The organism is Granulicella aggregans, assembly GCF_014203275.1.
Lineage (GTDB): Bacteria > Acidobacteriota > Terriglobia > Terriglobales > Acidobacteriaceae > Edaphobacter.
In genome coordinates, this window is the sequence record NZ_JACHIP010000009.1 from 1 (window position 1) to 13956 (window position 13956).

The 13956-nt window shown below is 55.9% G+C and carries 9 protein-coding genes and 2 pseudogenes; 4 read left to right on the top strand and 7 right to left on the bottom strand.

Going from position 1 to position 13956, the window contains the following annotated elements; translation table 11 throughout:
• The 3 genes from HDF16_RS22985 to HDF16_RS22995 form a co-directional block, all read right to left on the bottom strand.
• Nucleotides 1-1127 (bottom strand): FtsX-like permease family protein (locus HDF16_RS22985; protein ID WP_184222064.1); only part of this gene is annotated, 1127 nt, incomplete at its 3' end.
• A 409-nt stretch (nt 1128-1536) separates the two neighbouring features.
• Nucleotides 1537-2007, bottom strand: coding sequence for a transposase (locus HDF16_RS22990; RefSeq protein WP_184222066.1), 471 nt, complete (start codon nt 2005-2007; stop codon nt 1537-1539).
• Between the two features lie 253 nt (nt 2008-2260).
• Nucleotides 2261-3016, bottom strand: a complete 756-nt coding sequence (locus tag HDF16_RS22995) for a hypothetical protein (RefSeq protein ID WP_184222068.1) — start codon at nt 3014-3016, stop codon at nt 2261-2263.
• 515 nt (nt 3017-3531) lie between these two features.
• Between HDF16_RS22995 and HDF16_RS23000 the strand changes: the two genes are divergently transcribed.
• From HDF16_RS23000 to HDF16_RS31960, 3 genes and pseudogenes are all read left to right on the top strand, one after another.
• Entirely contained in the window at nt 3532-3987 is a 456-nt protein-coding gene (locus HDF16_RS23000; RefSeq protein WP_246409778.1) for a hypothetical protein, read from the top strand.
• Nucleotides 3988-4257: 270 nt separating this feature from the next.
• Nucleotides 4258-5025, top strand: coding sequence for a hypothetical protein (locus tag HDF16_RS23005; RefSeq protein WP_184222070.1), 768 nt, complete (start codon nt 4258-4260; stop codon nt 5023-5025).
• 27 nt (nt 5026-5052) lie between these two features.
• Nucleotides 5053-5673, top strand: a pseudogene (locus HDF16_RS31960) (SOS response-associated peptidase); the annotation flags it as partial.
• A gap of 193 nt (nt 5674-5866) precedes the next feature.
• On the opposite strand, the gene HDF16_RS23010 reads toward HDF16_RS31960, so the two are convergent.
• The 4 genes and pseudogenes from HDF16_RS23010 to HDF16_RS23025 form a co-directional block, all read right to left on the bottom strand.
• The gene (locus HDF16_RS23010) at nt 5867-7324 is read right to left on the bottom strand and encodes a tannase/feruloyl esterase family alpha/beta hydrolase (protein ID WP_184222072.1); all 1458 of its coding nucleotides are present in this window, start codon (nt 7322-7324) and stop codon (nt 5867-5869) included.
• Between the two features lie 307 nt (nt 7325-7631).
• Nucleotides 7632-7854, bottom strand: a pseudogene (locus tag HDF16_RS23015) (cold shock domain-containing protein).
• A gap of 57 nt (nt 7855-7911) precedes the next feature.
• The gene (locus tag HDF16_RS23020; RefSeq protein ID WP_184222074.1) at nt 7912-10530 is read right to left on the bottom strand and encodes a tetratricopeptide repeat protein; all 2619 of its coding nucleotides are present in this window, start codon (nt 10528-10530) and stop codon (nt 7912-7914) included.
• Nucleotides 10531-10681: 151 nt separating this feature from the next.
• Nucleotides 10682-12316, bottom strand: coding sequence for a DUF4331 domain-containing protein (locus HDF16_RS23025; RefSeq protein WP_184222076.1), 1635 nt, complete (start codon nt 12314-12316; stop codon nt 10682-10684).
• Nucleotides 12317-13306: 990 nt separating this feature from the next.
• Here HDF16_RS23025 and HDF16_RS23030 point away from each other — a divergent pair.
• The gene (locus HDF16_RS23030) at nt 13307-13558 is read left to right on the top strand and encodes a helix-turn-helix domain-containing protein (RefSeq protein ID WP_184222078.1); all 252 of its coding nucleotides are present in this window, start codon (nt 13307-13309) and stop codon (nt 13556-13558) included.
• The last annotated feature ends 398 nt before the right edge of the window (nt 13559-13956 follow it).

Sequence of the window (13956 nt, forward strand, 5' to 3'; positions counted from 1 at the left end):
CCTGCGACCTTAAAGAAGTCTCGTCCCACCATCATCAGGTTGGGGTAGCGGCTTGGGTCTTTTTGGTCGATGGGCACGGGAGCAACTCCTTCGATGTCGAAGTCGCCGTCCCACATACTGTTGGAAAGGAACGATGGTGTCTGCACCGACACGCCGGTCACCCCCGGAGTTGCAGCCAACTGTCTTTCAAGCTGATCAAACAGCGCTGGCGCGGCCGCACCGGGATACCTTGCCTCGGGCGCGCTGAGATCGAAGAGCAGCAGATTATCTGCCTGGATGCCTGTTTGCACCCGGTTCAGGTTAACCAGCGTCCGGAGAAAAAGTGCCGAACTGGCGACGAGCAGAGTAGAGAGAGCGATTTGAAAGGCAACCGTCAACTTGCCGGACCACGCCGAACGGCGTCGAGTGATGGACTGCGAAGTCTCTTTCAGGCCACGGTTCGGATCTTCGCGGGTGGCACGCCACGCCGGCAGGATGCCGAAGAGTATCCCTGTCAGTAGGGTGACGCCCGCTGCAAACCCAAAGATCACCCAGTTGAAACGAACATTGGAGGTGTATCCGTCGAACGATGTCTCCATCAGTCGCGGCAGGGTATTACGTCCCAGATAGCCAATTACGAGACCCGCAACGCCACCAAGCGACGAGAGCAGAAGGCTCTCTGTCAGCACCTGGCGAAGCACCCGTCTCCGGCTCGCGCCGAGCGCTAGTCGAACGGCCATCTCGCGCTGCCTTCCAGAGGCTCGCGCCAGCATCAGGTTCGCGATGTTTGCGCAGGCAAGCAACAGCACCAACCCACTCAAACCCAGCAACGTGTGCAGAGGTTTGCCCAGCTCTCGGCTGGTCCATACATACGAAAGGCCGCGGCTCCCATCCTCCAGAACGATCTCTGGAATGGATTCGCCATCTTTAGGCGTCAGCGCGGAGCGTACCGAAGCTTGGAATGTATTCGTCAGAGCAGCTCCAATACGCTGACCGGCGAAGTGGCCGAAGACTTCATGTTCTGGCCGACCGGACGGCATCACTTTGGCTGGTATCTGGAACCGGCGTACGATTACAGCTTCGCTGCGGGGCACCAGAAGTCGGTCGGGATAAGTGCCGGGCTCCTGATCGGTTTGAAAAGGAAGCATTCATGATGACGACAGCCATTGCTCCCCGTTCCTCTATCGAGGGCCGCATTCTCTTGCTTCAGTGGGTGACACTCTGCTGGATGCTTGTTGAGTGTCCGGTCGCCCTCACGGCCGCTTGGAAAGCCAGAAGCGTTTCGCTTCTGGCCTTCGGTGCCGACAGCTTGTGGAAGTCATCTCGACAGTTGTCGTGCTTCTGCAGTTCACTCGTGCGTTTCGGGTGTCGCAAACCCGTGCGGCGAAGATCTGTGGGTTCCTGCTGTATGGCCTGGCAGGCGTGGTCTTCTTGATTGCCTTGGCCGGTCTCGCTTGAACCACTCTGGTTCGGCAACCGCCATCAGCCACTCCGGGGCTATGACAGCAAGGCCGTTCAGCGCCGCCCGCAGCGTCTCACCGACACGCTCCAGCCGGTTCATCGTACGGACCGCAGCCAGGACATGCGTCGAATCGGTCCGCTGCTTGCCCGCGGCTTAAGCAATCCCAGCTCCTGCACCCGTTTCAGAAGTGCATCCAGCAAGATCAACTCCAGCTTTCCTTCAACAAGACGAGTGCGGAACTCGCTCAACACGGTACGGTCGAAGCCCGAGTCCACCAACTCCAGGCCGAGTGCATACTTCCTTTCGATTCGGCCCCGAACCGCAGCCGCCGCCTGTCGGTCGGAGATCGCTTCCGTGAACTGGAGCACCGTCGCAAGCGCCAGACGCCAGGGAGACTCGGCCGGCTGGCCGCGCCGAGGAAACAGGGCCGCAAACTGCTTGTCCCGATACACGCCGCCCAACGCGTCGGCGATGCGAAGGCAGGCACACCCTTTAGGAAACGCCGCCAAAGCCACGCGGCGCGTTTCGTCCGGGACACGGAAGTCTTCTTGAGGTTTGAGGGACATGGTTGAATCTTCAGCGGACAGACGCTCATCGCACGCATATAATCAGCTCCCGCACCACGGTTGATTCCTCATCCGCTCAATTCGCCACCAGTGTCAATGTTGGGTCTACCCCATCCTGAAGAGGCCCCGGCACATCGGACGATAGGCCAGGGCTTTCGGATTGATCCATGCCCTGTCACCAATCAGCAGTTTAGTGATCTGTAGAAGCTACAGGTCACATCACCCTAGCAGAATGTCCTCCTCGGGGAGAGGATTATTCTCTGGCCTTGCCTGAGAATATCGGACGGGGGCCTGGACCGAGAAGGGCGCGGCTGACTTCACTAGCAAGGGGCTCGAAGAGGTTCGCGGTCTCGGGGGAGATGTGGATACGGGAGAACATGAGGATACAGAAGAGCTCCCCCGAGGGAAGGAGGCCTCCGAAGCCCAGCACGGAATGAATGCCGAAAGGAACGACGAAGCTCGACTGTGCGGGAATGAAATCGCTGTCGAGAGCCTGCTCTACGTGGAACACGCGGAGGGTATGAGGGGTGGAGGTGTGGCTAGGATTGGGCTCGGGGTTAAGAAAGCTGTGAGGGTCTAAGCCGAACTGAACAATGAGGCGGGCGATCATGGGAGCGCGGGCTAGGACAACCGGGGAGGCTAGAGGGATGGCCTTATGACTCCGGGAGCCAAAGCGCGTATTCCATTCGGGTTGGTCGCCGCGGGTTGCGAGTAGAGTGAGGCACAGCACGTCCTCGTCCGATGGGGATCCTCCCAGAGGCCGGATGGCCACCTCACGGAGGTCGGCCGGAAGATCGCCGAGACGGTGGGTCTTAAAGCAACGGATGAGTGCGCAGGCGGGTTTCCCGACGGCCGTCAGGAAGCTGCGGTAGAGGTATTCGACGACCTCATTGGCGGCTTCTTCCATGGAGGTGCCTGCCTGCCCGAGGAGGCGGAGCGCGGTGGTGGCGCGAGTTCGCTCGCAAACATCGAATGTGTCGAACTGGAATGTATCTGATAGGTTATGCACGACGAAAGGCTCCATGGTGATAACTGAAAGTCTTTGAGGAGCGAGATTTTATGGTCCCACATCGGGCGGCGTTTGGCGAGATTGCGGCACTGACTGTCAAACACGTAGCCATGCGCGGGAGACCTGATGGCTATTTAAGTCTCGATAATGTATGGTCCGCCGCAGCGACACCATCAACTTTGAGAGGAACTGCTAACTGCAATCTGGGTTGCAGACGGGCGGACGTGAGGCGACGTGAAGAGAAACACTCACCATCTCGTTCCCGTTCATCGTGGCCACGACAATGCAGATTGCTCAAGCTCGTCGGCGGCTTCGATCTGCCATGGCATCAAGTTGATGCCGTGTCTTTCGGTGTGAGTATGCCCCTGCATGATCACCTCGCTGGCAATTTTCGGTTCCTTATCTATACAGTGGCGCGGAATCGTGGAGTATTCAATCCAACGGACCGGTTAGCGGCCGTACCTTGGCTGGTTCAGATCTCCAAGGCAATCCTGTAGGCATCGAAAACAATAGCTATGGACCAGATGGTAGGTACACCGGTACATCTTCGACAAATACTGCGGAACATCGTGCGCGAGCCGGTAAAGACTTTGGTTCCCCCGTGGAACTGGAAGGCCGCGGCCTTTGCTGCAGCGGTGCGTGGAGCAGTCTTTTTCTCAACGAATCTTCAGGCGGGGCGAGGAGAAGCGACAAAGGCTCTCGTTGTCGAAGCAGTATTCGCTTTCGTCACAGGAGGATTGATCGGAGCGATCTCACAGCAGTTGCGGAATGCCGAGCCTCTTTGGGCGACCGCTGCCGTGGTCTGGATAGGTTTGCCGGGGGTGATGCTCCTGGCGCAATCGGGAGTTCATCGACTCGCGCACACGCCTCACCTCAGCGGCGGGCTTGTTCTTTCATTCTTTGTTTCTGCCGTCTCAGCAGCCTTCAGTTGGTACGCCATGCGTCATGGTGCGATGTTGGGGGGATTCTGAAGAGACGACTATTCTTCACGACATGGAAGTGTTGCCGAAGATCCTTCTCGACTTCCTAATCGCTGGCCCTAACATGGTGGCTTCGGCCTTGCGGCCAAAGCGTCACGGCTAGGTTCCGGAGCGCCACGAGCCGGGCTGTTCTCGGGACCGCCATCCTTCTCCGCGCAACCGAACAGTAAGTCTTGGGTTTAGGTTTCAGGCAGCCTTTTTAGCTCCTATTGCGGTCCAGCTTCGCGGATCTGCTCACTATATAAACCAAGGAGCACCACCATGCGTTTCTGCGCCAATGCGCTCGGTCTCTCGACCTTCATAACCCTTCTCCTTGCTGCTTCGTTGAAAGCGGAACCGATTCCAGTTCGATACGGACAAGGGTCGAGTCATGGCTTTCTCGCGCTCAAAACTCTCGACGGCGTGACCATCGCGACAGGCGAGTCAACGCAGGTCGTCAGCAGAGGTAAGGTAACTTCTCGGTTGATATTCCGTTTTAAGGATGGCTCTGTTGATGAAGACGTGACCGTTTTCACGCAAGATAAGGTTTTCCGCTTGTTGACCGACCATCACATTCAGCACGGTCCTTCGTTTCCTAAGCCGATCGACTTCCTGATCGATATGACCAGTGGCGACCTCACATTCAAAGCGGAGGACGGCAGCATTTCGAAGGAGCACATGGATCTCCCTTCTGATGTCGCCAATGGACTTCCGCCGAATCTGCTGTTGAACATCCTACCTTCGACACCGGAGACCAAAGTCTCCTATATTGCGCCGGGCAAGAAGGCCCGACTCATTCATATTTCAATCAGACCAATGGGAACCATCCCCTTCCGAGTCGGAGCGTTTCGGCGAAAAGCTACAGATTTCACGCTCCATGTTGAATTGGGTGGTGTAACAGGAGTCATCGCGCCCATTATCGGCAAGCAACCGTCGGACTACCATATCTGGCTCCAAGCCGGTAATCCTCCCGCATTCGTGCGCGAGGAAGGAGCGTTGTACGAAGGGGGACCTATCTGGAGAATGGAGCAAATCAGCCCGTCCTTTTAGGACTGTCGCTCGCGCTAAGATGTCTGCATGTATGTACGCTACGGACGCCGATCCGACAAGCAGCATATCGCTGAGCACTATCGGCTACACGACCTTGGGGAAGTGACGCTAGAGCCAGCGCCGGACTGGAACATCACCCCAGATTCCATGCAGCCTGTTACCCCGCTCAGCAAAGATACCTGCAAGCGTGAACTGGCGTTCCTGAAATGGCGACTTGTTCCTTTCTGGTCTGAAACCCCTAAGCCGACCTTTGAGAGTATCAATGCTAGGGCGGCCACGCTCTTGACCAGCGGCTCATGGCGAGAGCCCTTCCAACGGCGCAGATGCCTGATCCCTGGCGAGTTCTTTTATGAGTGGGAACCGATCGACAAGAAAACCAAGCAGCCCTACGCGGTAGCTCTAACCGATGACCGGCTATTCTCATTCGGCGGAATTTGGGATCGGTGGAAGGATCACGATACAGGCCAGGTCATCGAAAGCTTTGCCATGATAACGTGCGATCCAAACAAGACCATGGAAACATTTCACGACCGTACTCCGCTCATCGTTGATCCGAAGGACTTCGATCGGTGGCTTGCGGACGCTGAGCCGTCCCAGGTGCCGATCGATCTCGTGCGAACTTATCCGGCTGACGAAATGAAGGCTTGGAAGATCGCGAAGCTGAATGGAAACGGACCTCACCTATTAGATCCGCTTCCTGAGCCACCTCAGGCGCCTTTGACGCTCTTCTGGCACCACTGCACGCCTACTCGAGCCGGTGCAAACGTCAGGCGGCGACGGCCCTTGGGTAGTTACCTCTCTCGATCAGATGTACACCTCGTAGATCGTCAGCGGGAGGCCTTTATTGCTTTTGCGTGCAAACGTAGCTTGATGCTGCGTCTGTATCACCACCGGCGTAACGGGGCCATTCCGGCCAGCAGCACATCGGACGCTCCCGGCGATGAGCATGCTTATTCTGATCGACAGCAATGAGGGTTTTAGGCGCTAAGCCCTCATCGACCCAGCGGTCTAAGGCTCCGACAGTGTCGAAGCCCGCATCAAAGACCCCTCGTCCATGTCCGAAACCCGGAATGAGGTACAACCTGACGAAAGCTGTCGTGCGTTGCTGACCCATTGCCTCAACGATCCGGGTATAGAGCAGGACCGAAGAGTCGGTCGGGATGGTGGAGTCTGCGACTCCATGGACTAACAAGAGCTTTCCGCCATGCCTTTCGTAAGGTGAGAGGTCTGCGAGGCTGGCATCATCTTCAACCGACTGCTCATGAACTCGAGGAAGGTATTCGGAGGGCGCATGGCCGATGGTTCCACCATCTTGCGTATTGATCTGAAACAGATTGACCTGTGGTCCAGCCGCGAGAAACGCACGCACTACTCCGTCCCCGATGAGGTAGTAGAAAGAATTTAGGAAGGGAATTGCTGGATGAAACGGATGGTTGAGCCAACCCATGTTTCCAACCAGATCTGAGCCACGCAAGACGTTATATCCGGGCTGATGGTCCATGTCATTTTCGACCGCAAACACTGTCTTCTGTGGCGCGGAGAAGGCCAGGACGGTGCGCTCTTGACCGTCAGACAAGCAGCCTTTGCGATCTTTTCCATCGGAGCATCGCAGTACCGCCGGATCGAAGTGGCATCCTGCGGGGTCGCTAATGATGCGATCTGTGAGGCCATCCTGAGCATCGCAGGCGTTAAGAACAGCGTCGCGCAGCAGTTTTGTCTTGGACGAAGGTAGCCAGCCCGCCTGCCCGTCTTTTCCTTTGGCGTACATCGCCTGGGAGATGTGAATGAACTGAAGATCAGTCTCAATCTGATTCCATGCAGCATAGGCCGCCATGACGCCATCGTAATCATCCGGCCAGCGGTCGACGACCTTCAGCGCTTCACGCCCCCCAGTAGAACCGCCGATAAAGTACATGCGCTTCGGCACGCGGCCATATCGCGCCTTAATGAGAGCCATTGCTACGTCGTGAGTCTTTTTCAGGCCGTCCGACGCAAAGTTGTTACGCTCTTCATCATTCAATCCAAAGTCTGCATTGACGAGGTTGAAGGCATCTGGGAGAAGCAGGTAATGCTTATGATGGCCTGAGTCGCTGCCAAAGGTTGCGTAGCCTCTTGCGAGGGGGGTGGGTTGACCCTTGTCAGCAACGACGGTGTGGCCCCGTCCATCGGTTTCCCGCAGATATCCATTGAATGCACCTCCCCCGAACTGAAGCGCCTTGCCATTCCATGTCTCCGGAAGATTTACTTCAAAACGGATAGGATCCGCAGCAGGGTCAATCGACCGAATTTGCCCTAACACTCGGCAATATCCGCCACCGTCTTTTCTGACCTCATGGGCAGACAAAACGATCCCGCCTCGGGTACGAAGGCCTATGTCTTCCCCAGGAATGTTGTGTCTACGTAGATCAGCACAGGCGTGAACTGCCGCGTGAGTTTCCTTTACGGAGATCAGGAGCAAGGCAGCTATGAGAACCTGTCGAACATCCATGCGCGTCTCCTCTCCTATGTATGACGCGCAAACACCTGCCGAGTTCTAGCTGTGTCAACGAATACGACGGAAATGGCAATTTGCTAGCTAAACCTTGGCGAGGTAGAAGCAGATTCGTTCAGATTTCAGATGGTCGCTCGGAAGCTGGGATCTTTCCGCTCAGCGTCTCTACCTTATCTGCCTGCGGGCCCTTTATCCCCTGAATAATGTCGAAGTTGCTCCGTCACCTTCCTTCAGGGTCTTGTAGCCTTTGGTTTGAATTGAGCTGTAGTGGACAAAAACGTCGGCTCCCCATCGTGTCCGAGAAACCCGCAACCCTTCACGTTTTTGAACCATTTCACCGTGCCCTTTAGGTTACGGCGAGTTAGGGCTGGGATGAGCAGACTCGTGCGGCCAATTCACCGCCCAAAGTTAGCACCTATACCTGTCTTCACACCCATTTGATTCAGCTGCTGTTGGGCTTGCGAGGCGTAGAGAAGATGAAAATGAGGATTAATCTGGAGCGCCTCGGTGAAGGAAATTTTTGCGCGATCAAGTTGATTATCCCGCATCAAAATCATACCGGAGTGGAACAGGAGAATAGAGTCCTTAGTGCCGTATTGCAGCGCTTTCTCACTCATCTTTGCTGCTTCCGGAATGTTCCCGTTCTTGTAAAGCGCCCATGCTAACGCGTCCCAGGTGTAGACGTCCTGGCGCACTTCAAGTTCCTTCTGCGCAAGTGCTAGTGATTCCGGTAGCTTTATGTCATGGTCGGCGTAGAAGAGTGCCAGGTCGCGGTTGTGCAGGACTTGGTTGATTTGGCCCAGCAATCCGATGTACTGAACGAGCTGATATTGCTTTGTGGCTTCTGCCGGATGGCTTGTTTTCGCGTATAAATCACCAAGTTCTGCAACAAAAATCGGCATGGGAACGACGTCGATGGCCTTTTGATACAGAAGAATCGCTTCATCATAACGGCTGCTTGCGGCTCGCAACTTTGCCAGACTTGCCAGCGCGCGGTAGTCGCCGGGGTGGATGTTAAGCGCTGTCAAGTAAGCGATGTCTGCAGGACCGTAGCTGCCGGTCTGAAAATCAAACTCACCAAGCTCATAATAAAGCCACGCCAGGTTTTCACTCGGCAGCTGCGCCATATTTCCTTCCTCGACTGCCGCTTTCATCAACGCAATAGCGGCGGGGGTGTCGCCGGCGACAAACTTCAAATACGCGAGTCGACTGTCGCGAGCATAAGCCGCACGAGGAGTCAGGGTCATATCGCGGGGCGTGAGTCGCGCATAGGCTTGCGCAGCTTTGTCGTAGGAGCCCATATCGGCATAGGCATCGCCCACAATGGCGAACGAGGACACATCTCCAGAACCCAAGGAGAGCGCCTTCTGTGAATAAGTTAGAGCGTCGTTAAAGCGATGCTCTCCCATGCAGACCTCAGCCAGTGTGCTTAGTGGTTCGTCTGCCGAAAAGTCAGTCGAGACCAGCTCGAGAGATTTTGTGAGCGCCTCTTCCGCCAACTGATAGTCGCTGGCGTCGCCGGTTTCCCGGGCGCGCTGAAAATATGAGGCTCCCAACGAGGAATACGCCTTTGCTTGCTTCGGGTTATTTGATGCCAGCGACTGCGCCTTGTGGATCAACCTGTCGGTGTCGGTGGGAAGAGGGGTGAGCAGCTTTGCTGGAACCGGCGCGAACACTACGACTGCGGGCATGGGCTGGTGAAAGGGAGACATGATAGCTGCAACCTGGGGCTCTTCCGCTGTAGGCAGCAACGAACTTGAAGGAACGGCTGTCGGCGCGACGGGTGGCAGGCTGGCACCTGGCGCTCGTCTGAGCGCCTTTCGTGCATTTTCGGAGAATTGTGAGGCGGCGTTGACTTTGAGGGAACGCTCGAAGTACGTCAGCGCCTGTTCATTCTGATTCAACTTCTGAGCGATCTGACCCGCATGATCGAAGATTTGAGCACTCTGGATGCCAATCGCAATTGCCTTCTGCTCCTGCTTGGCTGCCTCAACGAAATCGGCGTTTGCAAAGAGTGCCCAAGCCGATGCGTCTAATGTCCACACGTCGTGGCGCAATGCAAGTTGCTGCCTGGCAAGAATCAATGCGTTCGGGGCCTGGACAGGATCTTTTGCATAGAGAGAGATCAGGTCGAGCTGCGAGGAGTCGAATGGGTTGCCGGCTTGTGTTGCGAGTGCTGTGAACTCCGCATAGCTTGCGCTTGCCGCCGAAGACTGACCGGCGGCTTCTTGCGCCAAAGCAAGCAGATAGATGTAATGTGACTTGCCACTTATCTGTTTCGCGCGGAGCAGAAGCTGAATCGCATCTGCCGCCCGATGCTGTGCGAGTCGCGCACGACTGAGACTGGCAAGCGTGAACGGATAATCGGGAAAAAGCTCGTATGTCTTCTCCAGCAGAGAAATCGCCGCATCCATGGATCCCGATTCCATCTGGATCGCTGCGATCTGATTGGCAATCCAAGCCTGATCTTCTATCTGGGATGGCGAGGTCTCAGAGTACGCAAGGTCAAGTAGCTCCAATGCGCCATCTGCGTCGCCATAGACGGAACGCAGCCGCGCAGCGATTAGCAGGCCCGGAAGATTGTTGGGGCGCATGTTCAGCATCCATTGTGCGGATTTTTCGGCCGCATCATAGTTCCCCAAGGCTAAGTCCGATTCAGCAAGGTAGCCATAGATCATTACGTCATCTGGCACTTGTCGATTGAGGAGGGATGCTCTTTCTTTGGCCTCAATGTATCTTTGATCGGCAAGCAGTATCGCCACTTGCGTTTTTTGTAGTTGAAAATTGCCTGCATCCAGTTTCAGGCCCTCAGCATTCGCTCGTTCAGCATCAAGCAGGTCCTGCGGGCTGTCTGTCTCGCGTACCCGCTTAACATAGGCCGAAGCGAGGTCGGCATACGCGTCCGCCTTCTTCTGATCGGCCAGAACCTTACGCTTCGCATTTGAAACGAGTAGCTGTGCAGGAGTCGTTATAGAAGTTGTTGCAGCTAGTGAGGGCCCGGGTTGGGCTTGCATCGAACGGGCAATCGGGACAGCAACAAGGCAGCAGGAGAAGATAAGCCAAGCACACGTAGGTTTCACTTGAGGGCCCGTTTATGAAATCGTAAATGGGTTTGCTCCTCGCGACATCTTCGCGCGAGGAGCAAACCTTATCTGTAATGAAGCGTTAGTTTACGGGGCAGGTCGTGTTGCCGCCTTGGTTTGCTGGTTCTCCAGACGTACTGCTTGCACCCGTAGGCTGCTCGCCGCAACCGACTTCGCTTGCGTCGATGTGGCGGCTGTCACGCCCGCTATAAGCAAAATGCACATAGGGGAAAGTTTCCTGAGTCGGAACATCGGTCGCGTTCACACCATCACCGATCAGATTATTCGGCGAAACGTTGTATCCGGGGCTGAGGACGCCGGCACCGACGACTCGCGCAGCGATATCGACCACATCGTCGGTGACGCGACGACCGTTTGGAAAGCCAGCAGGATCGCCAGCGATAAGGCCCAGACGACTCCGATTTGCGTAAGGAGTTGGCGGTACACCAGTGTTAAGTCGGAGAAGATCCGCGATCGGGCCAGCAGGTGTACCCTTGGGAGCGATCGGTGCCGCGTACGTAACGAGCGGTAGAAGGTCAAGCCGTGGAGCAGGGGGAACATTGATTCCGTAGACAGCGTTGAACACGCGCGCGATGAGTGGGTCCAGATCAAAACTGGCGAACTGAGCGTCGTTGATCGGCTCTTCCATGCTCCAACGATCTTTTGAACCCGTTCCGATGACGAGCTCGTTTACCAACGGATTGCCGAAACGCTGTACCTGGTAAAAGGAACCTTCACTTTGAGTTGGTCGAGGCGAACGACGAATAGTAATCTGCGGACGAGAGGTAGTTGCCCACGCCCCGATGGTCCCTTTCGGATCCTTAGCTGAATGGACCTGGAAGTCACTGGTCAGATACTTGATCGGAACTTCAATCGCAATCGTATTGACATTAAAACCGGATACCGCGTTGGGAGCCGTGTTCAGGTGGTCATTCTTGTCCTGTGCCGATGTCATGACGCCTCCGCCTGCGGAGGGCCTGAAATTGAAGCTATCAAAGGCAGCCCCAAGATCGATGAAAAACGGATCAGCGACCGTCCCAGCAAAAACACTCACATCCGACATGACGGTGGTGTTGCCGCTCTTTGCCTCAAGATCATGGTAGATCCCTTGCCTGGCCAATGCGTCATAGTTGGGCATTGTTCTAGGCCCAACATTGCTCGGTACGGCAAACAGGAGTGAACCGTCACGATTCGTAAGGTTGTACTTGTAGCCGCCAACCTCCGCGGTCACGGTGTATGTCTGTCGTAGGCTCAAACCTGCCGACCCTGGGCCGTCCAGAGAGGTAATAGCTGGCGGAACTATTGGCGTTCCGGGTGGTACAGGGGCCGGAGAGTTGGCGGGCGAACTGATTCCATTGCCGGCACCTACGAAACCGGTGAAGACGCCGGGGGCCCGTACTTCCGTCGTAAAGCGGAACTGAACCTTCACTTCCGCCTTGGCACTCTGGTTGTTGTCGAGCTTGATTTCGTACAGCACATTCGGATCAAACGGGAAGTAATTCGGGCCGTTGCTGGGCTGTAGGAACGGATCAACATTCAAAATGAAAGTAACGCGGTCCGGGTGGTCGTAACTGACGAAGGCGTAAAAGTCCGTGATGTCGGCAGTGTGGTCTAAAGCGGTGATTGGTGCTTCCCGGTGGCTGGACGCGACCCCGGACTGGGGCATCGCGATGACGATTCCCAGGGCGACGCCCAGGACGGACTTGAGTTTTGACATGGAAGGGCCTCACACAGGCGAATGCTGTTTGGGAACCGGGTGCCTGACACGTGAGAGTGACCAAGTACCAAGTGAGGGTTCAGAGGCCCAGTTCATCTGTTGGCGTACGTGCAGAGAGTACGCAGCAGCAAAACATTCGGATGTCCGCTTCAGACAAATCTTTCGGTAACCACACGACTGCGGTCTTATTCTTGCCGATGTGGCCCGACATTTCTGCCGTTCATCAGGGAACCGAATGGTCGAGCTGATCCTTGACCTCGACCTGAAATCCTTCGATCTTGCTCGACGGAAACTCTTCGGCCGTCCACGGGGGGAGGGAGCGAAGCGCGGAGACCGATCGGTTCCGTCTCCGCTTCGCGCTAAGACACTGCCTATGCCGTCACCTGCCACGGAGTTTGGTTTATGGGTAATCCTGGCCTCAATGAGCGCATTGGCGATTGCACTAAGCCGCGCTTCTGCGATGCGTCGATCAGTATATTGGAACACTAAGCCAGAAAGCCACGTGCTTGATCGCGCTAAATCGCATCTCTGATGAGTCAGCCTCCAAACCTGCGATTTGGTATAGGGTGACCAGAGTTCGTGACTATTCTCTTCAGCTTTGGGTACCCGGGCGATCTTTTTGGCCGAAAATCTCGAACTCCCCTCAACTTATTCCTGCAAACTGAGAACAAACCAACGCGCGGCTCCGGAACACAGATCCCGCGCGAGCTCGCCTCCGAGATCGATCGCGAAATCCGGACTGAGCAATTTCGCCAGGAGCCCAATACTATGAGCTGTGCCAATCCGAACCTTGCTTCCTTCCCTCGCGTTTCTCAGCAGGAGCAATCATTTCCAACTCGCACAGCCACTTGCCTCACCTTGGAAGCTCGGATTTCGAATCGTGGGGCTTTAGCCCTCCAGCCTAGGCCGCTCGCCTACCTTCCCTCTGGGATTCCCTCCAGCTGGTCCCTACCGGTGACACCAGGTCCAGTGACACTACTGCATGTTTCCATGAACGATTTGAGGAAGAGAAATTCTCACGCGAAGCCGCACCAGGACGTCAGCACCCGTTTCGGTCAGCGCATCAAGGAGCTTCGTACACAGCGAAATCTAACCCAGGTCGGCATGGCTCGCGAGTTTGGCATTAATCGCAGCTATATCAGCCAGCTCGAGCGCGGCCGAAAATCCGTGTCACTCAACACCATCGAAATACTCGCCCTCGGCCTGAAGCTGTCGATCGCGGAACTCCTCTCCGGCATTTAACTGCAGCTGCCATTAAGCTGCCCCACACCTTAACACCGTTTAGTGCCGCTTAAGCCTTGCGGCAGCAGTATTAGGTGCGATGAAAACGCGAGAGCCGATCTTCGTTTCAAACGCCCCGTCGCCCTTTTTGCAGAGACGGTAGAGGAGAGTCGGGCTAATGTCAGGCAAGTTCGAAGAACGCCATTGCAGTGCGTTCCTTGACGGCTGCGGCCTGAGCTTCACGACGTGCGTTGCGGTCGACAACTGACGCAAATTTGCCAAGTGCGCCAGCGAGGCTCCAGAGAGCGTCGGCCGCTTCATTAGTTGCCAGTAGTCTTGCGGCGCGCTCACGCCGCCTGCTTTGGCTGTTCGCGAGTGTTGTTTAACTATTTATCTGGGTTCTTACGTATTTTTTTTGA